This window comes from Shimia sp. MIT910701 (assembly GCF_047126315.1).
GTDB lineage: Bacteria > Pseudomonadota > Alphaproteobacteria > Rhodobacterales > Rhodobacteraceae > Shimia.
Genome location: NZ_CP138953.1, coordinates 3,617,628 through 3,644,163 on the forward strand (window position 1 = coordinate 3,617,628; position 26,536 = coordinate 3,644,163).

Consider the following 26,536-nt stretch of genomic DNA (forward strand, 5'->3'; position numbering starts at 1 on the left):
ACGATCGCCCACGTCCAAGCCCAACACTGCCCAGTCTCTGTTCAAATCAAAAGCCACAACCTTTTGTATAGTCAGCACCGCAATTCGTTAACAATGACTCATTGCACAGGTTCGCGTCCCTCAGCATAATAACCACATGAAAACTGTACCGGAAACGTTTGTTCAATTCCTCTCTGAGACGAAGTTGAGAAAAGCGCGGGCGTTGGCGGTTTACCTGGCGATGGAACCAGGTAAGGAGCGACGCAGCGAACTGATCATTGACTTGCTTTGGCAGGATGCACAGCTGGCCAAGGCACGCGCCTCGCTGCGCCAAACGGTTCGGCATTTGCGTATTATGTCAGAAACGCGAATTGCTTTTCCGCTGGTCGCCCGCAAAGGGTTACTCGTGTTAGACCACCCGAGGGACTGGAGCCTGTTTGACGAGGTGGAGCAAGGTCTGTCGGACCCGGACCAATTCCAAACAGCGCGCCGCGCCGGATTGGACCTGCTGGATGCCTTTGAACAGCTGCTCGGGATTTCGGACAATTTTGACAGCTGGCTGGCGATCACCCGCAACATCACCGTATCAAAACTGAGCGCGACGCTGGAAAAGGTGATGTCACAGCCCGAAGCAGCACTGTCTCAAGATGCGGCGCAGTTTCTTCTGGAGTTGAATGCCTGTCATGAGGAAGCCGCCCGATTTCTGATGCTTCAGTATTGGGAAGCAGGCGCGCCAAACAAGGCCATAGAAGTTTACAACCAGCTGTATCAGGCACTTGATGAAGCCTACGATCAAGATCCCGAAACCAGCACAATTGAACTTCTGGCGGCGATCAAGCTGAACCCCGAAGGCGCGCCAAACAAAGCTGCGGCAAAGTCGGGGCGTCCCAGTCGCGTGACGATGGTGGTCGAAGACCCCGACAACGGTCTGCTTGATGATCGCGATGCCAGCTTCCAAGCGGTCCTTGTCACAGACCTTCGCAGCCGGCTCGGCCGATTTCGCGAATGGCAGGTCATTGCCACCGAGCCAGAGGACAACGATTTCCTCGCTATCCGGCCACGCCTTTTCAAGCTGGACGGACAGTATCGTTTTCTGGTCGAAATTGTGCATCCCCGCAATCGAGAGCTGATCTGGTCCGAAATGATCGAAGATCCTCACAGCGACTGGGTTGGCAAGGTCCGAATGCTCATGTTGAACATCGGCAACGCACTGCGGGTGGTTGTGGCGGACCGGCAGGGCAAAGACGAGCGCGCCGACCTATACGACCGCTGGCTCCAATCCCTGGCTCTCAAGGGCACCTGGACCCATGACGACGAAGCGCACGCAGTGGCACTTCTGCGCGGCATCACCCAGGAACAACCGGAGTTTGGCCCTGCCCACGCAGAACTGGCAGGGATCTACAACATCCGCCATATCCTGCGCCCCGGCACCCATCAGGATCCAAGCCTCCGGGACAAAGCGCTGACACATGCGCTGGACGCGGTCGCAGCAGACGCGATGGACACGCGCGCTCACCGGGTTCTGGCCTGGTGCTATTGCCATAAGGGCGAATTCGACCTGGCCGAATTCCATTTTGAGCAGTCCCTGCAATTAAATGCGCAAAATACCCAGACGTTGGCATCAGGTGTTTTGGGCTTTGCGTTTTGCAGCAATGAGCCGCGCGCCCGCGCCATGCTAATCGAGTTGGAACGGCTGCCTGAAACGCTGCAACCGTTTCACGAAATCTATCTGGCGGCTGCGCATTATCTGCTCGGCGATTACGCCACCGCCGCAAACCATTGCGCAGGCGGCGATGGACTGATGTCGACCACCGGTGGCTGGCACAGCGCTGCACTGGCAAAACTGGGGGAAACCAAGGCCGCCAGACAACGCTTAGAGCAATATTACCAAGAAATCAGCGCGCTTTGGCACGGCACGGACACCCCGCAACTGCACGATGTGATCGACTGGTTTGTCGCCTGCTTCCCATTGCGCAGCGACGCGGTGGGGGAAGACCTGCGCCGCACGCTCTATGGTCTTGCGGCGCAGCCATTATCGTCTGATGCCCTAGTCGCACATGTTGGTGATGTAGATACCCACCGCGCGATGGAAGGCTGACACCGGCGACGCCAGAATGCGCGCCATGGATTTGCGGGTTGGATCTTCTTCGTCATCCTCAGCGCCAAGATCATTATCAAGCGCTGTTGAGTCCGCCCAAAGCGTGTTCAGCTGCGCTTTGATGGCGATTTTTGCCTCATCCGAAAGCACCGTGCCAGCCGCTTGCACATCGGTCAGCGCGCGATCCAGCAAACCATCGTAAAAGTGCTTTACCATCAAATGATCGAGCGTATAGGTCAGCGGCGGCTCATACCCTGGTTGATTGGCCTGGGTGCTAAAAAACGCCTCGCGCTCCGCCAGCGTGTCGCGCACCGGAACCACCAGAGTGCGGGTGTTCACATCGCCGTTTTCCGCGTCCGACGTACGCTCATCCCATTGCAGCTTAAGCTCGAAGTTTTCATGGATCTGGGCAATCTTAGGGTCATTGAGGTCGTGTGTCTGATCCATCGGCACAACCGCCATCGCCTGCTTGAGCAGTTCGGCCGCTTCCTTGTACTCCGCGCTGTCCTCATCCAACGGACCTCCGCGTGACAGCTCCACCACTTTCTTACCAATAAACTCCACGTTCAACGCCGTGCCAAGCTGACCATCATTTTCCGGGTCGGTGGATACCTCACCGTCGTGATGCAAATACTTTGTCCCGCCGCCATCAACCTTGCGACCCACAATAATATACTTGTCCATTTTACTTCCTCCTTACGTATTCACGATATTAATGATCTGCATGAAACTGCTGGGCTGAGGCAGATCCGGTGCAACAGCACTGGGATCGACCATGCGCACTCTGGAAATGGCGTCTTCGATCTTGCAGCGCAGCAATAGGCTACCAAGCGGCCCAAAGCCGCCGTTTTTGCCGTATAGCTGGGCCTCGATCATCAAGATCAGATGGATGTGACAACGCGCAACCTCAGCTTCCGTCAGTTCAAACCCCATCGGCGCCGCCACCTGCCGGGTAAAGTCCTGAGCAAGCTTGGTGGGTGCCAAGCGGTCGGACCAATCCGATGGCATCTGTGCCAAAACCGCTTGAATATCCGGACCGTCCAGACTTTGTGGCCCCAGGTCACGGGCAGTCGCGGCATCAAGTTGATCGATGGTCACCCCACCGCGTGGCCGGAAGAGCGGCGAGAAGCTGGCTGAGATGCCAGTTTTTGTCCCGTTCCGCGCTTGATCAAACAACAGCGACCAATCCAACGGCCAACTGCTGAGTTTGTGCTCGTTGTTCCTCGGCGACCGCAGAACAAGTCCGCCCAGATCACGCAACTCGGGGAATTTGTAAGCTTTACGCGGCAAGGCGTGAAAAGCGCGCATCAATCCGTGCTGCGTGGTGACCGCATCAATCACTTTGTAACCGCGTAGCTCCTCTTCTGGCATCGCCGCCACTGCGGGAGCCAGAAACCAAGGCAAAAAGTCCTTGCGTATAATGCGATGCCAGCTGCGCAACACATGATTGCGCGCCATGGAAAACGCCATGTGGCGCCGGCTTTTCTCGTCCCCGGGCAACACCTGATAAAACTGCTCCGCGACACGATTGTGGTACCGCATCATGATCGCCGTTATTCGGTGCAAAAGGTGGACATCGCGGTTGCGCGCGTCGGCAATGGCCCGAACGCTCGCGTCATCGCCTCGGTGGGCCAGCGTGATGACACTCATCCGGTTGATCCGAAACAACTGCGTTTCTTGATCATACAAATGCGGAAGAACCCGCGGGCCGGCCCCGTAGAGTGTTTCCAGTGTCAACGGGTTTTCGATGGCATTGTGACGCTTGGGCGGACACGATTCATCCTCCTCACGCACCGCATAGGGCACTTGAGTGATCGGAACACTGTGCCCCATATCGTGGCCTATCAACTGGCCCAGATAGGTATACCCGGCCGGGATATGTTTCTTGGACGCCACACAGGCCTCACGCCAACTCTCAGACGCAAAATCAATGGCTGGCTGTTCCGATGATATGCCTGCGCCATCGCCTTCTACATGCCCCGCAGGGCATCCAGACCCGCTGACCCAGTTCTGATTTTTGTGGTGCCCCGTTTCAATATGAAAGGCCGAGATCACTTCTTCTGCTGTTGGATTATGGCTCATTGAAAATCCCCCCGGTTACATAAATGGCGAATCCTGCCCCTGAAGGCCGGCATTTTCGATACCTTGCACTGTGCAACACCAAACGCGCCGCAGTTGACCGGCCGGCGTAATGTCACGCAGCGTCACCCCTTTCGACAGCGCCTCAATCGTGATCGCCTGCGCTGAAGCAGGCTCGATTTCAGCCTCAGCGCCCAAAAGCGCAGGACAACGGTGGGTATAGGCCGCTATTTTGTCTTCAATTGCGCGGGTGTCTTGGTCGCTGTGTCCGCTGCGAGAAGCCAGCACCTCTCCCAGATTCAGCTCCATCAACAGTGTCTCACGCAACGCTTTGCGCACAGCGCGCTCAGGGTCTGTGTCGGCACCAAATCCCAGAATTGGGTCCTGGCCTGTTCCGCCCTGCGCACGGCTGACCGCAACGAAAACAACACCGGGACAGTCAAGCAACCAGACCCCCGTCTGACGGCGCTGAACAGCGCCTAGGCGCAGTTTTTTAAGCCATTCCCAGATCCCCATCCGAGACAACCAATCAGAAGAAACAGGCCGCGCGCCCATTTGCCCAAGCCACCATGCCCACACAGCGGCACGTTCATGGGCCTCAAAAATTGCAAGGCGCTGCGCAACAATCGGGTCTGGATGTGCAGCAACGCCAGATTGTCCCGTCAAAATTGGCGGCTGACCGGTTTCTCGCAGGGCAATATGCGCTTGAATTTCGGCAGTTTCACCCAGACAGCATTCCAACGCGTCTTCACGCGTGTCACCGGCCCCGCTGGCGGTCGCTGCTCCGTTCACAAGCGCTTGCAAGACACACAGGTTCGGCGACGTTAGAACTTCGCGCCAGTCCTGACGAGTCCACGCCGAAATCAGTTGGTTGGCTTCTTTCGCATTGGGTTTAGGTTGTTCTGCGCTGCCCTCAGCTGCTCCCATGCTTTGCTTATCCTTTGTCGTTGCACGTGTTAGATAGCGTGCTGGTTCAGCTCTCCGGACATCACTAGAATACCTGTGTGATTTTCCTGTGACCCGGCCTGTCGCCACCTGCCCCGAGCACCCTCACCGAAATGGGCCTGTACTCCCGCGTAAGTAACGGACTGAAACTCGTTACTGGCCCAACAGCAAATCGCGCGTTTCGATCAACTTGCCAAAGGCCGGAAACCGCAAGGACCCCTAAAACGGTCTCAAACCCTTAAGCCGACACATCATCGCCAAGGTTGCCGCGTCCGGAGATCGCAGGCCAATACGCGACCAACCACAAAAGAAAACCTGCCGTCCACAAGAGAGAGGCGACGGCGTACATGGGGCCAGGCAAATCCACGCCAAAATCGGGCGCAACTCGAAGGGCGACCGCAGCAACAAGGCAATTGGCACCAAAACGGGTTCTGATCGACAAGCCCAAAGGTTGATCCGTGTGTAGTAGCCCCGCAATGGCAAACACGGCGTAGGTGCCCACCCCCAGACCGCCCATAAAAGCCACATGCAGACCAGACACCTCGGACCAGAAGGCACCAAGACGCGCCGCACCAAACAGGATCAATCCCCCGCCGGCCAACGCGCTGCTTCCGGCCAGCATCAAGATTTCCGCCCGCAGAGCCTCCCGGCCAATGAATCCTTCTGCCACACGATCCATAAACGCCGCCCCTGCTGCACACCAAAGAAACCCCGAAACAGCGTCGCTGAGACCGGCCGCTTCCCCCATCATCGCCACAAACACCAATCCTGGTGCCAGATGAAGACGGCCGGGATGAGGGCGGAAAGGAGAGGTTTCCTCGGAAGGATCCAGAACAAGATTGGTGACAGGCACGGTGATACGCGAAAGCGCAAGGCCAAGCAGACCCAGAAACGCAAAACCCGCGAGGTAAATGCCTTTGCTGGCAAGCTCAAAGCTGTCGACATGGAAACCGAAACGTCCGACCGCCGTGCAAATTGCCAGCAGGGCCAGCCAAAACACAAACGGGAGAAGTTGATCTGTTCTTCTTTGCAAGGACAGGTGAACAAGCCAGCCAACCAAGCCAACCATCCAGAGCGCATCGGCCAAAGCACCAATCAGGCCAATATCTTCCCAGCCCAGAAACCCCACTCCCCGACCAACGCTCCATAGCGCCAACAAGCGCCACAGCCACGCGCCGCGCGGTGGCTCAGTGTCTGTCCATTCCGGGGCGGCGGTAGTGATAAACCCAATGAGCGCGGCACCAAAGGCTCCGACAATCATCTCATGTGCATGCCACAAGGACGGCGGAACGGTCTCTGCCAAAGGAACTCCCAAGCCAAACGCGAGGATCCAAAGCAGCGGATAAAACGCAGCATAAAGCGCCGCGACGGGAAAGAAGAGCCGAAAGCCCTCTTCAGACAACGTCGCCCAAAGACCAGACGTCAAGGTCCGACGATGCGCCGTAGGTCCACAACTCATGCGATCTGCCTTTCGTCCACATCATGGATATGGCGGAAAATGGGATCAGACCTAAGCGCATCCTGCACCCATGCAAAAACCTGCGCATCTCCCCGATGTCCCGGCGTATCGGGCAACAAACGTTCCCCGAGAATGCCATCACCACGCGCATCCAAAACGGCAATTCGATGCGAAATCCGTGCGGCCTCTTGCAAGTCATGGGTGATAAATAACCCCGCCCTCTGACCGCCCGCGCAGGTTTCGATCAACACGTCCTGCATACGGCGGCGCAACGCGACATCCAGTGCGGTAAACGGCTCATCAAAAAACAGAAAGTCCGGCTCAATGGCCAATGCCCGCGCAATAGCCACCCGTTGACGCATGCCACCTGAAAGCTCTACGGGAAACTTATCCAGATCCTCCGCCTCCAGCGCCACTTGCGCTGCAGCTTGCGCTATCCGGCGCGCACGTTCTTTGCGCGGCAGACCCGTCAACCGCAACACGTAATCAATGTTTCCCTGTGCTGTCGCCCAAGGCAGCAAAGCCGGATCCTGAAAGATCATTCCATGACGAAGATAGCCACGCGTGATCCGGCCCTCCTTTGCCTCAACAAGTCCCGCGGCGATATGGGCCAGTGTGGACTTGCCGCTGCCAGACGGCCCGACAAGCGCAACAATTTCTCCCGCCTGAACATCCAGCGTGATCCCAGATAGGTTGGTCCGCCCCAGATAGGCGTGACCGATGTTTTGCAAACGCAACAAACTCATCGCTTTACCCCCCAGGGCTGAGCAGCTCGGCGCCAGCTGTCGACTTCTGATTTCACCGGCTGCACAAGCGTGTATTCGACAATTATCAACAAGCCGACTGACACCAAAACCCAGGCTAGCGCCTGCGCAATATCGAGGTTGATAAGCGCCTCCGCCAAGGCTCCGCCAATGCCGCCCGCATTGGCCAGAAGTTCTGCCATCACCGCCACTTTGAACGACGTACCAAGCGCCAAGGCCAGTGCAGGAAACAGCGTGGTGGTGGTTTGTCGCAAACCCACGGTGAGAAAGCGCCGGATAGGGCCTGCGCCAAAGGCTTCCGCCATCCGATCCAATCCGCGATCCCGTGTTGTGATACCGCGCGCCGCGCCCATGAACACAACCGGCAAGGCGGAAATCAGGATCACCGTGCGCACGGTCGCGTCCGACCCGCCAAACCAGATCATGGCCAGCACAATCCAGGCGATGGGCGGCACGCCCAAGAGCACGGTGATCAGGGGCGTCACCAACCGAAGCGTGGCCGGGGAGTATCCTGCGACAATCCCAAGCGCGGTTCCGGAAATGCCGACAAGAGCAAATCCCGTGATCGCCCGCTGAAGCGTCAGCCCCCCTATTGCCCAGGCTTCCGCGTCCCGTGCCAACAGGCCAATGGCCCTGAGCGTGTCCAATGGCGCCGTCAGGATGAAGGGGCCATAAGCCTCATGGCCCGCCTGCCAAGCGGCGGCAAGCAGGCACAACGCCGCCAATCCAGCCCATCCGGACCAGAGAAACTCCAACACACGTCCGGCACGGGAAAGGAGGAATGACCAGACTGTCACAATAGCGTCCTTTGGGATGGCAGAGGCGTCAATCCGCCCCTGCCCTGGCTGGTTAAATGTAGAAGGCGTCGTCCGGCAACTTGCCGCCAATCTTCTTCATCTCTGCCCCAGACATCGCGCTCAGCATACGCTCAATATCCGCACGCGCTTCATGCGAAGCGCGCACCACCAGGTTGGAGCTTGGCACAGATTTTGCCAGCACCGGAGCCGGCAATCCCAGAGCATCGGTGGCATTTTTGGCGACAGACATCGGATCGCTTTGCACCTCTGCAACTGACAAGTCCAGGGCCGCCTGAATGGCAGGCAGCGCCTGGGCAGAGCTATCCAGGAAGCTTTGCGTGACCGCAAGGCCTGCCTGTGGCAACACTGGCGCCGCACCCGTCATCTCCCCCCAGGCCTCTTGCAGGTCGATCACCCGATGGATGGTTTTGCCAGCCATTTTTTTGCCTTTGAGAATGGCGGCTGTGGCCGCAGGCTCAGACGTTAACGCCGCATCCACACGCCCCGCCATCATCATCTGCATCGCCTCTGTTGGCGTGCCTGTGTAGGTGATCTTGAGGTCCGTTTCAGCCGCCAGATTGTGATGCTCAAGCAGCTGCGCCAACAGAATTTCCGGTGTATCCCCCCGGAATGGCACGGCGATGTGCCGCCCTTTGAGATCAGCGATACCTTTGATCGCAGCATCTTCTGAGATCACATACAAGAGCCCATTGGTCATCACGTTGGTCAGTCGGATTGGAAAGCCCCGATTGTAGAGGTTCGCTGCGGCCTGAACCGGTACCACGGAGATTTGAATAGAGCCGGAGGTGAGCCCCGCCCGCAACTCATCCGGGCTGCGCCATGCGGTGAAACTGGGGGCCGCAGAAACCTCGGCAAGTTTTCCAGAGGCGACCGCATGGGCCAAGGTGATCGAAGGCCCAGCGGGCGGCCCAAAAATCGACAGCTCTGGCAGCGCCATGGCCTGTGCCATCGTGCCGATCGCCGGTGTCGCGAGACCGGCAGCCGTGGCTTTCAAAAACAGGCGACGTGAGAAGTTGGTGTGATTGGCCATTGTTCATGTCCTTTGTCTCCCGCCAGCGAAGGCGGGTTCAGAGAATGAAAGAAATGGCTGGTCGCAACGGCAACTGGCTAAAGACGTGTGGGCGGACAACCTTTCCAAACCTGCACTCTTTGTCAGTGAGATAGCTCTCGCAGCGCCATGCAGCCTTGCGATTAGTCAAGTCGTGCGCAAAATCGAAAAACTATTCCGTTTTTCGCTGTGGCGTTCGCAGCAGTTTGGCCACCTTTTTGCTGCGCCGTTTGATATAACGCCAGGTATCAGAGAACGGGCGCAGATAGATGTCCAAAAGATTGGTGGCGCTCGCCTCTTCTGGAGGCAAGCCAAAGGTCAGTTCCTCTTCCTGCTCTGACAGATGCAGAGAACCAAACAGCCAATCCCAGATCGCCAGAGCCGCGCCAAAATTCTTGTCAAAATGACGTTCCGCAGTGGAGTGGTGCAACTGGTGTTGCGCCGGAGAGATCAACACCCGTTCCAACCAGGGCCAATAACTGATGTTGATGTGGGAATGGCGCAGGTTCGAACCTGTGACGTGGAACACAAACACCAACACATTGACCCCCACAACCGTGTAGAGATCAACGGTGTTGCCGAAAGCAAAAATGAAGACCGGCAATACCAACCCCTGCGCAAAGGCGCTGCGCAACCCGTAGAGCACACCTTCAAACGGATGCACTCGGTAAACCGTGATCGGCGTAAGCGTTTCTGCGGAATGGTGCACCTTGTGGATTGACCACAAGGGCGGCCATTTGTGCATCCAGCGATGCAGCAGATATTTGGTCAGGTCATCCATCACAAACAGGGTGACGGAGAACAGCGCAACAACCAGCGCCTTGTTGGCATCCGAAAAGACACCCGAGCTGATAAAGCTCTGCCTGTGCAACGCAAAGTAAATCGCAGTGGCAATGGCCACCTGTGTGATCAAAAGCGGTGAAATGAAGAGCGTAAAGGCGCGGTTGATCACAAAGATCTGGTAGTCGGCCAATGCGGACTTGGAAAAGAAGACCTTCCGGTCAAACACCCGCGCAAATGTCTCGCGCAGAGAACGGCGTTTGACAAACAACAACCAGAGGAAAGCGATCAGTAGAGACAGCGCCAGATAGCCGACAAAGATCCTTTTTTTGGGATCAGCAAAGTCGGAGAAAACCGTGGCGAATGTCTGTGTCAGATCCATGGGGCAAAGAGAATGGGGGCGGCGCTTTTGTCAACGCCGCCCGCCTGTACCTTAGTCGGTTTCAGCAGATGCTTCGGAGTTCAGCTTGCCTGCCAGACCTTCCAGATCGGCCAGCGCGTCGTTGGCGCGGGACTCGATGCCGAAGGTGTCAACAAGCACTTGCTGAACGTTCAGCATGTTCAGCTGATAGTCAGACCAGGTCATGCGACGGTCACGCAGGAAGTTGCCGTCCGCGTCCACACCAGTGACGTAGGTGTTGTCCAGAGTAACCGGGCCGTAGCCGATCAGACGGTTCAGCTCCACGGCAGTTTTGCCGAGGTTGTTTTTACCGGTCTGCAGCGCCATTGCGAAGCCTTTCAGCTCACCCCAGTGCTTGGCGTAGTTGCGGTACGCTTTTGCCAGCTCTTCGCCTTCCAGGCTGCCCATTTTGGAGATGTCATTGTAGACAGAACCGGCATATTTGAAGGTCGCTTCCGCCAGCACTTTTTCCCACTCGGACTCGATGGTTGCAGCGTAGCCTTTCAGTTCCGCACGCTGCGCATCGGTCAGCGCTTCGCCGTTTGCAGAGGTGATCAGCTTACGGCCGTCGATGAAGGCCTGCATGATGGTGTGCATGTAGTTGGTGGATTTTGTGCCACCTTTGTCCGCACCGGCTGCGTAGTAGGCCGGGCCAAACACGTGCTCGGATTTCAGGTCAACCATGCCGTCGCCATCGGCATCCGCCGCGGCGAGGTCTTTTTGCTTGGCAATGCTGTAAGCTTGCTCTGGGCTCAGGCTCAGAGTGTGCGCAGGGCCACCCCAGTAACCAAAGGCCTCATCCCAGGAGTGCTCTTTGCCTGTGTAATACGCGCCATCTTTGTATGGCTTGTTGTTTGGCTTGTTGTCTGCTTCCAGCTTCTCGTCGAGATAGTTGTCAACAGCCTGATTATACATCATGGCGCCCATGGTGTACTTGGAGATCAGCTGACCCCAGTCCATGCCGTTTTCCGCGTCAAAGCCACCGTTGGATTGAGCAGCGTGCTTGATCATATGCAGAACAGCTTCTTTGCCGGTCACATCGCCAGGCCATGCAGGCATTGCGCCGTCATAGAATTTGCCGGAGATGTTCTTGCCTTTGGAGATCGCGTTTACGGTCGCCTGTTTCACAGGGTAACCGTCCTTGGAGGCTGGCGCCAGAATGTCCAGATCCGCGTCAGAACCGTTAAAGAAAGCAAGCAGCATCGCTTCAACTTCGGCTGCATTGGCACCGCCGTCGCCCTTGCCAGCAGCTTTTTTCAGGCTGTCGTGCAGCGCGTGGCGTGCAATCTGACCAGAATAGGAAACAGAGTTGGTCTTGTCGCCTTCATAGCCCTTAACTGTGATCGGATACGGACCATAGGTTTCCGCAGTTGCAGCACCTGCAACGGCGCAGAAAGCCAGTGCAGTGGTCAGTTTCAAAGTGGTTTTGAACATTCGCGTTCCCTCCAAAAAAAACCCGACAAAGTAAGTCGGGTAAAATCCTGAGCGAACTAATCGGGTAAATTTAGAATTGAGTCAAGCCGTTGGACCGCGTCAAAATGGATGCGTACACGGAATTGTGCTGGGCCGACTTTTCCACAACGAGCGCACGCGCCAACCGGCGACACCTCACTGCAGGCGTTAAACGACGTGCTAAAGGGGGGTGTCGCCCAATTATCCAATTTTCGAATGGCCAAGCGCGGCTCAAACACTGAAAGGCCACAGTTAGAACCGCGCTTCAAACACGATTTTGTTACCCGTCTACGTCGTCAGCTGAGTCAGCGTTCAACTGATTGTAGTTGGCCGCACCAATGTCATCGAGCAGCCCGATTTGTGTCTCAAGGAAATCCACATGGCCCTGCTCGTCCAAGATCAGCTCCTCAAAGAGATGCATCGAGGCAAAGTCGCCCACATCCGCGCAGTACTTGCGCGCTTCGGCGTACAGAGCCACAGCTTCCATCTCTACTTCGAGGTCACACGTCAATGTTTCGCGAACATCTTCGCCGATACGAAGCGGATTCAAGCTTTGCAGATTTGGCATACCTTCTAAGAAGATAATCCGATCAATAAGCTTGTCCGCATGCTCCATCTCTTCGATGCTCTCTTCACGCATCTTTTTGGCAAGCTTTGTGACGCCCCAATCATTTTGAAGACGATAATGCAGCCAAAACTGGCTGACCGCTGTCAGTTCATGTTTTAGCGCAACATTCAAATACTCAATTACCTTCTTGTCGCCTTTCATAGCTACACTCCCTTTTGGCTCTTATTGAAGGAGGGCCAAATGCCCTGCTGAGAGCTTAGGTCGCGCCGCTGAGCCGGCAAAACAAAACAGGTTTCCTAAAGTATTTGAAAGAGTGGAATAACCGCGCTGCCTGCGTCTAAACGGCGGCCAGCTTCTGGTTGGCGGACACACGCAAACCACGCAGTTCTGGCGGCACTTCAAGATTGGCGTTTGACCGCATCGAAGACACAAAGAGCTTCATACAGCCGCCGCAATCCGGCGCCTTGCCAAGAGCATGATAGATCTTGCCCGGCGTTATGATCGCCGTCTCGTCCGCCGCACGCATCCAGTCGATAGCCTGGTGAATGTCGCGATCAGAGATGGTTTGGCAGCTGCAGATGATCATTTAGAAGGTCCGTTTTAGATGTGAGTAGTTACCCGACCAAAACAATCAGGGTCAATACCTGATATTTTCAGTCAATTTCAAACACTCCACCACACCTGGCCCGAAATCACGCGGACATCCCGGTATGCCAACTGACCAACATGATTCTCGTGTGCCAATGCAGGAATGACAAGGAAACGCTAAAAATCCTCAATTCTTCCCCAAATCTAAATATCTGTTCGTGCCCTCGACAGCACGCGCACTCCTTGCCCTCCATGCCTGATGGTAATGTCAGGGTGATGTGACTACGGGGCTTCCGCCCCCTGCCTTGAATTTCACGGATTTGTCCGATAAAGCACCCCTAAGTAGACCTCCAGCCAATTGCCAGAGACAGACTATTCCCGCAGCGCGCAGCCTGCGGTCCCGTCCCTTTTGTCTTTGGAGCTCGGAATGACTACCAAGCCATCCCCTTTTGGCCTCTATAACCCTGACCTCGAACAAAGTTCCTGCGGGGTTGGTTTTTTGACACGTAAAGATGGGCGTCAAACCCATGACGTGCTCAAACGGGGCCATGAAGCGTTGTGCGCTGTACCGCACCGTGGTGGCATGTCCTCCGAAGGTGTCGGCGACGGCGCTGGTGTGTCCGTGGACCTGTCTGTGTCCTTCTTTGAGAAACTCACCGGTATTTCCCTCTCGCCTGGCCAGTTTGGCGTGGGCAACTTTTTCTTGCCAGCAGATGAGTCTCAGCACGACCGCGCCGCGCAATTGATTGAAACCGCACTGGATGAGGCCGGCTTCCAAACCAAGCTGATCCGCAATATGCCGGTCAACAATGACGCCATTGGCGAGCGGGCCGTGAAGTGGCAGTTGCCGATTGCGCAATGGGTTTTTGTGGCGCCAGATGGCGTGGACCAAACCAGTTTTGATCGCCGCATTCACACCGCTTTGTTGGCAATTGAGGCAGAAGCCTACACCGATCCGGCGCTTGAAGGGTTATATCCTCTCTCCCTGTCCTCACGCATGCAGGTTTTTAAAGGCCGCCTGAACTCTTGGGAAATCATCCCGTATTTCTCCGACCTCTCCGATCCGGACCATGCGGTGCACACGCTGTATTTCCACACGCGTTTCTCCACCAACACCGATCCGCATCCATCGATGGCGCAGCCGTTCCGTCTGATGGCCCACAACGGTGAGCTGAACACAGACAAGAAAAACCGCCTCAGCGAGGCCGCCATTGCGCTGGCCCGCAACAAGGCAATTGTGCGCCCCAAGGGCCAGTCTGACAGCTGTCGTTTGGACCAGACATTGAACGCCCGCGTCTATGACGAAGGTCTGGATTTGGTGACGGCCGTGGTCGCGATGATGCCTCCGGCATGGGAAAACGATGCCCGCGTCAGCCCACAAGTGCGGGCCATGCTGGAGTACTTCTCGCTCTCGGAAGAAAAAAACGACGGCCCTGCCGCGCTCGTATTTGGCGACGGCAACATCATTGGTGCTCGTCTGGACCGTCTGGGCCTGCGTCCGATGCGGTCTGTGGAAACCGGCGAATACCTCGCAGTGATGTCCGAAGCCGGACAGATCGACTTCCCACCCGAAGACGTGCTGCGCCGCGGCCGTGTTGAAGCGGGCGGCATGATCTACCTGAACCACGCCGAAGGCCGGATCTACGAAACCGACGAAGCGCTGGAGATGCTGGCGCAGGCCAAAGACTATGCGGCGCTTTTGACTGAAGCACAGGTCAATATCGATGATCTGCCCGTCGCGGACCGCCTGCCAGCCGATGCGGCGGCGAGCTACAATGGTGATCTCGCCTGGCCCGCGCGATATGTCGGCTACACGCTCAACCAGGAAAGCTTCAAGTTCCTGATGGACCCTATGTTGCAAACCGGCGTCGAAAAGGTTTCGGCCATGGGTTACGGCAACGCCATCAATGCGCTTTCAGATAACGAAGGCGGCGTGGCCAAATACTTCAGCCAGCGTTTTGCCCAAGTGACCAACCCACCGCTGGATTCGATCCGCGAAGCGGATGGCATGACCCTGCGCGTGGCGCTCGGCGAAAAGCCGCACCTCGGCCAAAGCCGCTCGCGTCAGATTGTGGTCAACAGCCCAGTGCTCTTGATGACCGATGTGCTGAAGATCAAAGCTCAAACGGACACGCCTTGGGCCAAGTTTGACATGCTTTATGCACCAGAGTTCGACGATGGCGCTGCCAACGAAGCCTCATTGACCAATGCAATTGACGCCGTGGCGGACGAGATCGTGGCCTTCGCCCGCAAAAAAGGTGGCATCGCAATCCTATCCGATCGCCACCTCAGCCGCGCACTTGCGCCCATGCCAATGACTTTGGCGATCTCCGCAATCAACCAACGTCTGATCGAAGAAGGCATGCGGTTCAAGGTCAGCTTGGTGGTGGAGAGCGGCCAAATTTGTTCGTCCCACCACATCTGCTGTGCCTTGGGCTTTGGTGCCTCCGCGGTTTATCCCATGGCCGTGCGCATGCGCGCCGAAGAGCTTTTTGGCGAGGACGCGCCAGCCGCCTACGGCAAGTTTAAAAAGGCCGCGGAAAAGGCGTTGATGAAAACCATGGGCAAAGTTGGGCTTTGCACCGTGGAAAGCTACTCGGGGGGCGAGTTCTTTGAACCTAACTTCCTGGACACCAACGATCCGGTCTTTGCCAAATACCTGCCAAACATGAAAACCCCTGTCGGTGGCGTGCGCTTTGACGTTGTCGCGAAATCCGTGGCCGATTGGCACGAGCGGGCGCTTTCGGTGGAAAGCGACAAGGACATTCCGATCCTCGGCCTCTTCAAAGAACGTGCCGAAGGTGCAGGCCACTCTTACGGCACCACCGCTGTGCGTGGCTTTGTCGATCTGACAGAAGAGAAGATCACCTTTGACCAAAGCAACGACGGCGGTGCGCTGGATGGCGAGACCGATCCATTCCGCCTGCTGACCCTGCGCCAAATGGATGATGCCTTTGGCGTCGATGACAAAGGCTATGTAAACACTTCGTTTGAGAAGCTCTCTGACGAGCAGATCAACACATTCGAGATCACCCCCGGCTACCGCGCCTTCAGCGCTATGATGGCCGAAGAGCGCCACCGCCGCCCAGCTGCGCTGCGCGATGTGCTGGCCTTCCCAGCGGACATCACCTTCCTGGACACCGTTGCCGACATGAAGCGCGAGATGATGCTCTTCAATCGGGCTGGCAACAATGACTTTGTCATTCGCGGACTTGCCGTTGAGGAACTGAGTACAGGCGAATACCTCCTGCGCCTATCCGGGCCAAAGTCCAGTGACATCGGCCGGCTTGATGTGCTGGCCGAAACGCTGGTGGATCGTTTTGGCAAAGACGTCGAAGGCCACTACATCACCAAAGGCGCGTTGAAAGTCACCGTCAAAGGCATGGCGCTGGATTACATATCCCGCCTGCGCCAAGCGCCCGACCGCCTGCCACTTGGAGACGTGCAACCGGCCAGCGAGATCACTGGTCGTCTGGCCTCTGGTGCAATGTCACACGGCGCGCTGGTGGCCTCAGCCCACGAGGCTGTGGCGCATGGCACCAATATGGCGGGCGGCATGTCCAACTCCGGTGAAGGCGGCGAGCACATCACCCGATACGGCACGATTCGCGCCAGCCGGATCAAACAGTTTGCCTCCGGTCGATTTGGCGTCTGGGCAGGCTATTTGGCCGACCCGAACCTGGAAGAAATCGAGATCAAAATCGGTCAGGGTGCAAAACCCGGCGAAGGGGGGCAGCTGCCCGCGCCCAAGGTGACCGTAGAGATCGCGGCCGCCCGTGGGGGCACACCTGGCGTAGAGCTGATCTCGCCGCCTCCGCACCATGACACCTATTCCATCGAAGACCTTGGGCAGCTCATCCACGACGCCAAGGCGGCGCGGGTGCGGGTGATTGTGAAACTGGTGTCCTCTGAGGGCATCGGGACGATTGCTGTCGGCGTCGCCAAAGCCGGTGCTGATGTGATCAACATCGCAGGCAACACCGGCGGCACCGGCGCGGCGGCGGTGACCTCGCTCAAATACACTGGTCGCGCGGCGGAAATTGGCATTGCCGAAGTGCATCAGGCGCTGTGCGCCAACGGCATCCGCCAGAAAGTGCTGCTGCGCTGTTCTGGTGCGATGCAGACCGGCTCAGATGTGGTCAAAGGCGCGCTGCTGGGCGGCGACAGCTTTGAATTTGGCACCACCGCGCTGATGATGCTGAAATGCGTGATGGCGAAGAACTGCAACGTGAAATGCCCGGCCGGTTTGACCACCAACCCCGAAGTATTTGACGGCGATCCACGCGCGTTGGCGCAGTATCTGCTGAACATCGCACATGAAGTGCGCGAAATCCTTTCGTCACTGGGTCTGAAATCCTTGCAAGAAGCGCGCGGTCGTTCCGATCTGCTGCACCTTCTGGATCACCCGGCCTCCGTTGGGAAGCTCGACCTGCGGGCGATGCTGACCAATGTGGCAGAGATAAAAGTCGACGATCCGATCTATCTGGAAAAAGACTTTGCCGTGGATGACGCGCTTCTGGAGCAGGTGAAATCCCGCTTGATCGAGGGCGGCGAACGCAAAATCGAGCTGCGCCCCAATGCGCCGCTTAACAACCGCAACAAAACCGTTGGTGGCCAGCTTGGCGTCGATATCGAACGCCTTCTGAACCACGAGTTGGCCGATCTGCCAGCGGCTGCATTCGAAGACAGCCGAGGCCGCCGCTACCTTGACCCGCGCTCGGTGCGTGTGATCACCAACGGCTCCGCGGGCCAGAGCTTTGGTGCCTTCTGTAACGACGGCATGGTGATGGAACATACCGGCACCTGTAACGACGGTGTCGGCAAAGGGGCATCTGGTGGCGAAATCGTAGTGCGCAGCCCGGGCGGGGCCAAAGGCCGTGAAAACGTGCTGATCGGCAACTTCGCCTTGTTCGGCGCCACCGGCGGGCGGACCTTTGTCGAAGGCCAAGCGGGCGACCGCTTTGCCGTGCGCAACTCCGGTGCCACAGCGGTGGTCGAAGGCGTGGGCGATTTCTGTGCCGAATACATGACCAACGGCGCGATCCTCAACATCGGTGGCTTTGCCAAAGGCTTTGGCAACGGCATGTCCGGCGGCTTTGCCTATCAGTACGACCCCGAAGGGCGTCTGCAGGACATGATGAGCCAGGATTCTGTGCTGGCAGGCACACTGGTCGACGGCTCCGATCATGCCACCATTCATGAACAGGCCGTGCGTCAAATGCTGACTTGGCACGTAGAGGCAACCGGCTCTGCCAAAGGCCGTGATCTGCTGGGCGACTGGGACAACACCCGTGCGCACATGGCTTGGGTTATGCCCAAAGCCCTGTTGCAATATCAGGACTCCGACGCCATACTGGCCGCCCGCAGCCGCAAAGAGCTGATCGAGGAACTCTCCACCGCGCTCGCGGCGCATCAGATTGCCGAGCTCAAGAAAGCGTGGAAGCAAGGGCGCCCAGTCCATAGCGGCGCGGTGCCGTCTTATGGCGAAATGGACACCGATGAGATGTTCCGCCTGCTGGGCAGCTACGTAGTGTTGGAACAGGCACAGGCGATTGCCGACAAGCGTGTGAAGGGGGCCGACCGCATCGCCCGCGACAAGGCCGCCCGCAACCTGATCCTGACCGAAGACTTCGGCCTCATGGCAGCCTTGGCAAAACACGCCAAAGCCTCTGTCGAAGGCTATGACGACGCAGGCTTGGCCGCCCTTGTGGCCAACAAGCGCTTGAGTGACTTCAAGCGCGCGCTCAGCCTACGCAACATTCTCAGCATGGACAGCCCGGGCACCTATGCCTGGATCCTGCACCAAAGCGCCAAAAACCGCGCGGCTCTGGGCGAAGTACCCAGCTTTGACGCGCTCTTTGCAGAAAACGCGATCCCAGATGTGATCGCCCGCACCGCAGCGGAGTAATCCCAATGAACGATATGACCACAAAAGTGCCCTATATCCCTGAGGATGCGCCGTTTTCCGGCGAGCAAAAGACTTGGCTAGGCGGTTTCCTCGCCGGCCTGCATTCTCGCCTCGTCGCCGGCGGCGGCGCCGCTGCGCCAGCCGCAGAAGCGGCGGATGTGAAATACCTCGACATCCTGTTTGGCACGCAAACTGGCAATGCCGAAAGCGTGGCGGAAGACGCGGCCGCTCTGGCCAAAACCAAAGGCTTCACCCCACGTGTGGCCGAAATGGACGACGTCAGCATGGAGCAGCTTGCCACCATGCAAAACCTGATCATCGTGGTGTCGACCTACGGCGAAGGCGAAATGCCAGACAACGCGCATATCTTCTGGGACGCTCTGAGCGCCTCCACTGCGCCGCGTCTGGAAAACCTAAACTACGGCGTACTGGCACTTGGCGACACCTCCTATGACGAGTTCTGTCAGGCCGGTAAGTTGGTCGACACCCGTCTTGAGCAACTTGGTGCCAAACGCCTTGGCGCCCGTGTGGACTGCGACGTTGATTTTGAGGACGCCGCCGAGGCATGGATCGCCGCCACCATCCCGGACGCAGGCAGCGTTTCTGCGGCCGCGCCCACCGCTGAGGCTGCCCCCAAGAAGGAGAAATCCGGCTGGGGACGCAAGAACCCGTATCTTTCAACCATGTTGGACAACCACGTTGTGTCCGGCGCGAAATCCGCCAAGGAAATCCGCCACATCGCCTTCGATCTTGGCGACAGCGGCATGACTTATGAGGCCGGTGACGCGCTTGGCGTTATGCCCTTGAACGCGCCGGATCTGGTGCAGGCGTGGCTGGACCGCCTGGGCGCCGGTGCAGAAACCGACATCTCTGGCCAGCCGCTGGGCGATTTACTGACCACAGGCCTGGAGATCATGACCCCATCCCGCGACCTGATCCGCGCGATTGAACCCCTCGCCAAAAATGACGAGTTGAGCCATGTCGTGGGCAATGGTGATAAAGAAGCGCTGGAACACTACCTCTGGGGCAAAGACGCTCTGGATCTGTTGAACCTCAACCCCGATCTGGCGCTGGACCCGACGCAGGTGATCACCTGGCTGAAGCCCCTGCAGCATCGCGCCTATTCGATCTCTTCCAGCCCGAAGGCGCACCCCGGCGAAGTGCATCTGACCGTTGCGGCTGTGCGTTGGATGTATGAGAACCGACCGCACCGCGGCGTGTGCTCTACATTCCTCGCCGATCACGTCCCGGAGGGCGCGCAGGCCGGTATCTTCATGTCGCCAAACAAGTCCTTTCGCGTGCCCGAAGACGACAGCGTGCCGATGATCATGGTTGGCCCAGGCACCGGCGTCGCGCCGTTCCGCGCCTTCCTCGAAGAGCGCCGCGAACGCGGCGCATCAGGCGCCAACTGGCTGTTCTTTGGCGATCAACACCGCGCCAGCGACTTCATCTACGAAGATGAAATCAGCGCCTTCTCGTCTTCCGGCCTGCTGACCCGTCTGGACCTCGCCTTCTCCCGCGATCAGGCGGAGAAAGTCTACGTGCAGCACCGCATGGTCGAAAATGGCAAAGACCTCTTCGCGCAACTCGAAGAAGGTGGCTATTTCTACGTCTGTGGCGATGCTACCCGTATGGCCCGCGACGTGGACGAGGCACTGCATCAGATCATCGAAACCCAGGGCGGTATGTCGTCTGAGGCGGCAATTGAATACGTCAACCGCCTGAAGCGCGATAAGCGCTATGTGCGGGACGTTTACTAACAAGGCAACACATGCCCCAACGCGCCCCCGCCCGAGACACCGCGCTTTTCCAAACCGGAGAGCAGCCTCGCACCCTTGCCGCCTTACAGGCACAGGCGGAGGTGACCTTTGTGGAAGGTGGATTGGACACCGTTGGCCTGATCGGTGCGCAACTGTCTGACGCGCTGATAAGCACCAACAACGGGGCTGCCCTGCTCTCCAGCATGGGCGGCCTGTCTCGGCTTCAGGACATCACCCGCCCCTTCCATATCTCGCGCAGCCGCGTCACTCTCAGGGTGAACCCAACCACTCAGGTACAGCTCGCCCGTACGGCAGGTCGCGCCGGCCCAGACACCGTATTGCTGGTCACAGACCCGCAGGATCACGTATCTCTCCGTATCGAAGCCAACGGCGGCTATGATGCGCTGGTGCTCTCCGCTCTGGACCAAGACGCTCAATCGGACTTAACCGCAGCTCCCACGGTCGAGCACACAAACATTGTGTCTCTTGCGGCTGTTCGTCAGGCCAAAGACCGCTGGGCGCGCAGCGACAGTGGCATGCACTTCAACGACATTCTGAAAGACGGTGGTTCAACGCGCCTGGCCACCCTGCCCCATGTCGGCGATGGGCGTGCTTGGCAAATTCAGGAACAAGTGATTGTCAGCTTCCTGACCTACCTCATCGGGCGACGGATTTCCTTTAGCAGTCTGGTTGCCGGATGTGGGTTCTTGCAAGGCGTCATTTTCCAAGACGGTGACATTCGACTTCTCGACAAAATCCTGCTGGTGAACTGTGATCGCCGCCACTTTGCCGTCGATTTATCGAAAGTGGCGTCCTGCTGGGTCAGCCGTTTTGGCGCAGTATCCCATCTGGAGTTTTATGCGGCGGACGGGAAGGCAATTGCTGTGCTCGCCCTTGATCCCCACAACGACCTGGGGCATTGGAACGACTTACTGGCTTCCTTACCAAGGCATCGCTAGCACCTAAGCCACATGAGGAAGTCGCCTTAGAGCTCCGCACTTCTGCAGCATCAAATCTCCCGGTTCCGGACCGTTGTTGGCGCCACACCGAACTCGCGCCGAAATGCCGTCGCAAAGTTCGCAGGTGAGGAATAGCCCGCCAAATGCGCCGCTTTCGCCAATGGCAGTCCTTCCTTTTGCAACGCCTCATTCGCCCGTTTCAGGCGAGATTTGCGGACAAACTGCGAAACACTGACCCCATAGGCCTGCTTAAATCGCCGCTGTATAGATCGACGGTTGAGCCCAAACGTCTGTTCCAAATATTCCAACGAGATGTCCTGCGTGAGGTTTTCCAGGATATGAAGCCGAATACGCTCAAGCGGTTTTAGTTCGTTGTTTTGGAGAGAGGTTTTGGCGGTATGATCCTCTGTCGCAGTAATCTCAGCCGGAATGCGGCGCAAAACTTCCAAAGCACGTGACATCCGAAAAAGGCCCAACTGCTGGTCACTGTCCTCTGGTGGCGAGAAAATGATCTGTTGTGCCAGGCGCAATGTCTCTTTGCTCGGGGACCAGATACGCTGCTCCAAATGCTGTTTTGGAAAGTTCGGCAACCCTTCTTCACGTGTCATGTCGCGCGCGATGTGGTCAAACCAGTCAGGCGGCCCGGCAATGGAAATCTTCTGAAACGGATCGCCCCACGATCCGGCAAATTGCAAGTCACATTCCTTCGTGAACAGAACTGCATAGCCAACAGGCTCGGCGGCATCCCCTTCACCCGCGTTCAATTCAACAAGCTGTCCGTCCACATAAAACTTCTGGCGTCCCTTGAGCAGGATCAGAACAAGGAACTTCGGCTGTACTGGCGCAGACGCATCATCGCTGACCCCAGAAATTGTCTCATTCAGAACACCAACACGAAATTCACCAGGAAAAAGATCAACCGACATTCAGATGGTCCTTTGTTAGGTCGCGTCTTTGTCAAAACGTCGCTGCGCAAACAAAACTGTCGCCTGCGCAAAGGTGTTCACAATAGACCCCTTTCCCCGCGTTTTATAAAACCCAATAAAAATACTCAACATTAACTGCATCCGGGCGTTCCCAAAGTGCAGTTATCTAAAGGGGACACACCGTGAAGGACATCACACTTCGCAGCCGGCACATCCTTGCCGGCTGTCTGGCGACCACTGCGCTCATGCCAATTTCTGCGTTTGCAGAAGAAGACTATACGCTTGACGAAATCACCGTGCTTCAGGCTTTTGAAAGCCCCGAAGTGGAAGGCTATGCCGCTGGCCACAGCTCCAGCGCCACTAAAACCAGCACGCCGCTGGTGAAGACCCCAGTCACGGTCAATGTTGTAACAGAAGACCAAATGCTGGATCAGGGCGCGGAGTCCGTGGCAGAGGCGCTGAGCTATACGCCAAACGTCGTGACCAACTACCGTGGCGAGTCCACTATCTATGACGAAACCTTCATTCGCGGCTTTACCTACGCCCCCAAATACCTGAACGGCTCCCAATTCGGCACCCCAGGCTTCGGGCAACTCGATCCGTTCCTGCTGGACCGGGTTGAGGTCGTGAAGGGGCCAAACTCCGTGGTGTTTGGCAGCGCGATCCCGGGCGGCGTGGTCAACATGTCCCTCAAAACCCCCAATGAAAACACCGGCAACCGTCTGGTTTTTGGTTTGGGATCAGACAACTACAAACAGCTGTCTGCAGACCTGCGGGGAGATTTAAACGAAGACGGCACACTCAAGTACCGTTTGGCTGTGACCGGTTGGGACAAAGACCTGCAAGGGGACGCGTTTGGCCAAAGCCGCCTCTCCTTGGCACCCTCTATCCGCTGGGAGATTACGCCTGATACCGAGCTGCAAGCCGACGTGATCTATCAAAAAGATCCCGAGGCTGGTCAGCGGAATTTCTACACCTTGAAGGGCACACTGGAGCCAACCGTTGGCGGGCACTACTATGACCGTGATCTGGTCTCCATTGCGCCGGAATATGACCAACTCAATCGCGAGACATACTCCTTCGGCACCCGTCTGCGGCACAGCTTTGACAACGGGATGACCTTCCGGTCCTCCCTGCGCTACACAGAAATCGATCAGTTCCAGAACAACGTTTTGGTGGACAATATCGATAGCGTTGGTGTGCCAGATGATATCGCCGACCTTGGCGTGGCCTGGATCAAAGATGACTATAAACAGTTCACCTTTGACAACTCCTTGGAGTCTCAGTTTTCTGTTGGTCAAACCGACCACACGCTTCTGGTTGGTTTGGATTATCAACAGCAAAAGCACCGTTCCAACAACCGCACCAACTGGGTCACGCCTCTGCAATTTGACCTGTCCAATCCAAGCTTCATCACCCCGGCGGATGATCCGTCGCAGTACCTGCGCCCGGACAACATCCAAGACGTTCGCTTTAAGCAGACAGGCCTGTACGTACAGGACCAAATTGCATTTGGCCGCTTCAACCTGCTCCTTGGCGGGCGCTATGACCGGACCAAAACCACCACAGAAAACCTCAGCTTCGGCGGCAGCGACACGGCCGAGTCCGGAGCGTTCAGCGGTCGCATTGGTTTGTCCTATGAATTCGACAACGGGATTGTGCCCTACGCCAGCTTCTCGACCTCGTTCCAGCCGTCCACCGATTATGACGTGAATGGCAATTTGCTGGACCCAAGCGATGCGCGACAGTTTGAGGTTGGTGCCAAATGGGCCTCAGCCGATGACAAACTCTTTGTCAGCGCCGCCTACTTTGACATCGAGCAGACCAACATTGTCGAAGACGATCCAGTCAACGGCTGGCCACACCGGACCAACATCGGCACACGCCGCTCCAAAGGGTTTGAGCTGGAAGCGCGCGGCCGCGTGACCGATCGGCTTGATGTGATCGCAGGATTGGGCCTCGTTGATGCGCAAATGACCGAGGGCCAATACGCCGGCTTCACCGCGCAACGTATCCCCGAAAGCAACGCGTCCCTCTGGCTGAACTATGAGTTCATCGAAGGCCTCTCTGGTGCCATCGGCGCGCGCTACACCGGTTCGTCCTTTGGGGATTATGCCGAGAACATCGTAGTGCCGTCCTATACGCTGTTTGATTTGGGCTTGAGCGCAGACCTTGGCCTGCTGAGTTCCAACCTCAAAGGCGTTAAGGCCAACCTCGCCGTCACCAACCTCACAGACAAAACCTATGTGGCGTCCTGTGTCTCCAGTTGGGATGACTACTGCTGGTTTGGCGAAGGTCGCGAAGTGCGCTTCCAACTGACCTATGACTGGTAAACTCTCAACCTATCTGGCCGTCGCCGCGCTGTCTTTGCACAGTGCGGCGATTGCCTATGCGCAAACGGCAGAGACAATGTTGATATCAAACGACACACCGGAATTGGCCCTCGATTTTGCCACCGGCAGCCAAACCGCAAAAGCCCAGTTGGTCACCGTGACTGGGTCTTATGTGGAAGGCGTTGTGGAGGCATCCGGCGCCCCAGTCGATGTCATTCTCACCGCAACCGATGGAACCAAACGCAGAGTGCTGCAAGACGTCGTGACCCGCGGCGTTTTTCGCTTTGTGGCAGAGGCCGACACCTATGACATTGAACTTGTGTCGCCGGAAGGGACCGGCACAGCCCGCGTGACCCTCTTGCGCAACTTGCCCCCAGAGGAGCAACTCCCCCCCGCAGAGCCAAATGTCGCAAAGGATCCGGTAAGCCCCACTTTGCAGGCGCTTTTGGCAAAGGGGATCAACGATGCGAGCTTGTACGCCTTTTGGGACCAGCGTCTTCGTGATGGCACCCCTCTGATCGAGGCGGACTCGCAAAAAGATCCCGACATGCGATTGGTCACTTTCCTATGGCGTGGCGCCACTCACAACGCGCGGCTCATTGGGGCGCCCGCCGACGATCATGTTTGGATGCAAAAACTGGCGGAGAGCGACATCTGGTTTGCCTCCTTTCGCGTGCGCGCTGACCTGCGCATGAGCTATCAAATCGCGCCCGATATTCCATCGATACCTGGCTCCCAGCGCGAAAAGCGCATTGCCCTTCTGTCCACGCTGCAAGCTGACCCGCTGAACAAGGTCCCCTTTATCCCAACAGCCCAGGATCGCTTTGAACAGCAAAGCTACCTGGCTTTGCCAAATGCCCCGGTCCAACCCAGCTTTGAGCAAACGCAATCCAACCTGCCCCTACGCGAGCAAAGATTTGAAAGCGCCATTCTCGGCAACCAACGTCGGGTCTGGTTCTACACGCCGCAAGAGTTCACGCCCAGAGACCCAAACAACGTCCTGCTGATCGTCTTTGATGGTGCGCGCTATATCAACCGGGCTCAAAAGCCTCAAGTTTTGCACAACTTGCAACGCGACGGCCGCTTACCTGCGGTTCCCACAGTCTTTGTGGACAGCCTGGACCCGGAAACCCGCTGGCAAGAGTTGGCCTGCAACGCTGAGTTTGGAGACGCCATCGCTTCTGAACTTCTTCCAATCGCGCAGCAGTATTTTGGCTTGTCCCCTACCCCGGATCGCACCGTGGTCGCAGGCTCTAGTTTGGGTGGATTGTCTTCGGCCTGCATCGCCCTCAATCATTCTGAAGACATCGGCGCGTTTGTCTCGATGTCCGGTTCCTACTGGTATGCGCCGGAAGACTATGAGACGAAGGGTGAGGTATACACTTCACAGCTGGCGAAAGAGCGATCCCCTACCTCGATCAAAGCGTTCCTGTCGGCGGGCACTTACGAAACCAGCAGGTTCGCCGATGAGTTTGGCATCCTCGAAGGGTCCGAGCACCTCGCATCCACCTTGCAACAGCTCGGACACCCCGATGTCACCTATCAAACCTACGAGGGCGGGCACGACTACGCCATTTGGCGGGGGGCTTTGGCAGACGGCTTGCTGGCATTGTTTGGCAACCGAGTTTCAAAGTGATTTTTGCACCAAGGCCACACTTACGTGCCTTACGCC

Annotated in this window: 18 protein-coding genes; 6 read left to right on the forward strand and 12 right to left on the reverse strand. The window is 57.3% G+C overall.

The annotated features are described in order from the left end of the window. Positions 1-136 precede the first annotated feature (136 nt). On the forward strand, positions 137-2,077 hold the full coding sequence (locus tag SIB38_RS17635; RefSeq protein WP_294119179.1) for a BTAD domain-containing putative transcriptional regulator: 1,941 nt from the start codon (positions 137-139) through the stop codon (positions 2,075-2,077). On the opposite strand, the gene SIB38_RS17640 is transcribed toward SIB38_RS17635, so the two are convergent. The 11 genes from SIB38_RS17640 to SIB38_RS17690 form a co-directional block, all read right to left on the reverse strand. After that, positions 2,027-2,761 (reverse strand): hypothetical protein, encoded by a 735-nt coding sequence (locus SIB38_RS17640; protein ID WP_294119180.1) that lies wholly within the window; start codon positions 2,759-2,761, stop codon positions 2,027-2,029. The genes SIB38_RS17635 and SIB38_RS17640 overlap by 51 nt on opposite strands. A gap of 12 nt (positions 2,762-2,773) precedes the next feature. Then, positions 2,774-4,159, reverse strand: a complete 1,386-nt coding sequence (locus SIB38_RS17645; RefSeq protein ID WP_412550714.1) for a peroxidase family protein — start codon at positions 4,157-4,159, stop codon at positions 2,774-2,776. A gap of 15 nt (positions 4,160-4,174) precedes the next feature. Further along, complete coding sequence (locus SIB38_RS17650; protein WP_294119183.1) at positions 4,175-5,083, reverse strand: YcaO-like family protein; 909 nt, start codon at positions 5,081-5,083, stop codon at positions 4,175-4,177. A gap of 256 nt (positions 5,084-5,339) precedes the next feature. Further along, positions 5,340-6,560, reverse strand: coding sequence for an NnrS family protein (locus SIB38_RS17655; protein ID WP_412550715.1), 1,221 nt, complete (start codon positions 6,558-6,560; stop codon positions 5,340-5,342). Next, the gene (locus SIB38_RS17660; protein ID WP_294119186.1) at positions 6,557-7,306 is read right to left on the reverse strand and encodes an ABC transporter ATP-binding protein; all 750 of its coding nucleotides are present in this window, start codon (positions 7,304-7,306) and stop codon (positions 6,557-6,559) included. The genes SIB38_RS17655 and SIB38_RS17660 overlap by 4 nt, the downstream gene beginning before the upstream one ends. Then, a complete protein-coding gene (locus SIB38_RS17665; protein WP_412550716.1) occupies positions 7,303-8,121 on the reverse strand; it encodes an ABC transporter permease in 819 nt (272 codons plus the stop codon). Before SIB38_RS17665 ends, SIB38_RS17660 begins: the two co-directional genes overlap by 4 nt. A gap of 52 nt (positions 8,122-8,173) precedes the next feature. Continuing rightward, entirely contained in the window at positions 8,174-9,172 is a 999-nt protein-coding gene (locus SIB38_RS17670) for an ABC transporter substrate-binding protein (protein WP_294119190.1), read from the reverse strand. 190 nt (positions 9,173-9,362) lie between these two features. Further along, on the reverse strand, positions 9,363-10,352 hold the full coding sequence (locus SIB38_RS17675; protein WP_412550717.1) for a sterol desaturase family protein: 990 nt from the start codon (positions 10,350-10,352) through the stop codon (positions 9,363-9,365). 51 nt (positions 10,353-10,403) lie between these two features. After that, complete coding sequence (locus SIB38_RS17680) at positions 10,404-11,804, reverse strand: DUF4856 domain-containing protein (RefSeq protein ID WP_294119194.1); 1,401 nt, start codon at positions 11,802-11,804, stop codon at positions 10,404-10,406. 298 nt (positions 11,805-12,102) lie between these two features. Further along, positions 12,103-12,591, reverse strand: coding sequence for a bacterioferritin (bfr, locus tag SIB38_RS17685; protein ID WP_294119196.1), 489 nt, complete (start codon positions 12,589-12,591; stop codon positions 12,103-12,105). Between the two features lie 136 nt (positions 12,592-12,727). Further along, positions 12,728-12,976: a bacterioferritin-associated ferredoxin gene (locus SIB38_RS17690; protein WP_294119198.1), complete on the reverse strand. Its 249-nt coding sequence runs from the start codon at positions 12,974-12,976 to the stop codon at positions 12,728-12,730. A gap of 429 nt (positions 12,977-13,405) precedes the next feature. Between SIB38_RS17690 and SIB38_RS17695 the strand changes: the two genes are divergently transcribed. The 3 genes from SIB38_RS17695 to SIB38_RS17705 are packed head-to-tail and all read left to right on the forward strand — an operon-like array spanning position 13,406 to position 21,605. Next, positions 13,406-18,886, forward strand: coding sequence for a glutamate synthase-related protein (locus tag SIB38_RS17695; RefSeq protein WP_412550718.1), 5,481 nt, complete (start codon positions 13,406-13,408; stop codon positions 18,884-18,886). A gap of 5 nt (positions 18,887-18,891) precedes the next feature. Then, a complete protein-coding gene (locus SIB38_RS17700; protein ID WP_294119201.1) occupies positions 18,892-20,646 on the forward strand; it encodes a sulfite reductase flavoprotein subunit alpha in 1,755 nt (584 codons plus the stop codon). A gap of 11 nt (positions 20,647-20,657) precedes the next feature. Further along, the gene (locus SIB38_RS17705; RefSeq protein WP_412550719.1) at positions 20,658-21,605 is read left to right on the forward strand and encodes a hypothetical protein; all 948 of its coding nucleotides are present in this window, start codon (positions 20,658-20,660) and stop codon (positions 21,603-21,605) included. A 50-nt stretch (positions 21,606-21,655) separates the two neighbouring features. Here SIB38_RS17705 and SIB38_RS17710 read toward each other — a convergent pair whose 3' ends face one another. Beyond that, positions 21,656-22,531: a helix-turn-helix domain-containing protein gene (locus SIB38_RS17710; protein WP_294119203.1), complete on the reverse strand. Its 876-nt coding sequence runs from the start codon at positions 22,529-22,531 to the stop codon at positions 21,656-21,658. Between the two features lie 182 nt (positions 22,532-22,713). On the opposite strand from SIB38_RS17710, the gene SIB38_RS17715 reads away from it, so the two are divergent. After that, a complete protein-coding gene (locus SIB38_RS17715; RefSeq protein WP_412550720.1) occupies positions 22,714-24,864 on the forward strand; it encodes a TonB-dependent siderophore receptor in 2,151 nt (716 codons plus the stop codon). Continuing rightward, complete coding sequence (fes, locus tag SIB38_RS17720; protein WP_412550721.1) at positions 24,854-26,500, forward strand: enterochelin esterase; 1,647 nt, start codon at positions 24,854-24,856, stop codon at positions 26,498-26,500. The genes SIB38_RS17715 and fes overlap by 11 nt, the downstream gene beginning before the upstream one ends. Positions 26,501-26,536 lie beyond the last annotated feature (36 nt).

Bases quoted from the DNA above. Each gene is read 5' to 3' on its own strand.
- SIB38_RS17640 (WP_294119180.1), bottom strand. From the start codon at position 2,761: ATGGACAAGTATATTATTGTGGGTCGCAAGGTTGATGGCGGCGGGACA.
- SIB38_RS17700 (WP_294119201.1), top strand. From the start codon at position 18,892: ATGAACGATATGACCACAAAAGTGCCCTATATCCCTGAGGATGCGCCG.
- SIB38_RS17705 (WP_412550719.1), top strand. From the start codon at position 20,658: ATGCCCCAACGCGCCCCCGCCCGAGACACCGCGCTTTTCCAAACCGGA.
- SIB38_RS17695 (WP_412550718.1), top strand. From the start codon at position 13,406: ATGACTACCAAGCCATCCCCTTTTGGCCTCTATAACCCTGACCTCGAA.
- SIB38_RS17655 (WP_412550715.1), bottom strand. From the start codon at position 6,560: ATGAGTTGTGGACCTACGGCGCATCGTCGGACCTTGACGTCTGGTCTT.
- SIB38_RS17635 (WP_294119179.1), top strand. From the start codon at position 137: ATGAAAACTGTACCGGAAACGTTTGTTCAATTCCTCTCTGAGACGAAG.
- SIB38_RS17680 (WP_294119194.1), bottom strand. From the start codon at position 11,804: ATGTTCAAAACCACTTTGAAACTGACCACTGCACTGGCTTTCTGCGCC.
- SIB38_RS17690 (WP_294119198.1), bottom strand. From the start codon at position 12,976: ATGATCATCTGCAGCTGCCAAACCATCTCTGATCGCGACATTCACCAG.
- SIB38_RS17650 (WP_294119183.1), bottom strand. From the start codon at position 5,083: ATGGGAGCAGCTGAGGGCAGCGCAGAACAACCTAAACCCAATGCGAAA.
- SIB38_RS17710 (WP_294119203.1), bottom strand. From the start codon at position 22,531: ATGTCGGTTGATCTTTTTCCTGGTGAATTTCGTGTTGGTGTTCTGAAT.
- SIB38_RS17645 (WP_412550714.1), bottom strand. From the start codon at position 4,159: ATGAGCCATAATCCAACAGCAGAAGAAGTGATCTCGGCCTTTCATATT.
- bfr (WP_294119196.1), bottom strand. From the start codon at position 12,591: ATGAAAGGCGACAAGAAGGTAATTGAGTATTTGAATGTTGCGCTAAAA.
- SIB38_RS17660 (WP_294119186.1), bottom strand. From the start codon at position 7,306: ATGAGTTTGTTGCGTTTGCAAAACATCGGTCACGCCTATCTGGGGCGG.
- fes (WP_412550721.1), top strand. From the start codon at position 24,854: ATGACTGGTAAACTCTCAACCTATCTGGCCGTCGCCGCGCTGTCTTTG.
- SIB38_RS17670 (WP_294119190.1), bottom strand. From the start codon at position 9,172: ATGGCCAATCACACCAACTTCTCACGTCGCCTGTTTTTGAAAGCCACG.
- SIB38_RS17675 (WP_412550717.1), bottom strand. From the start codon at position 10,352: ATGGATCTGACACAGACATTCGCCACGGTTTTCTCCGACTTTGCTGAT.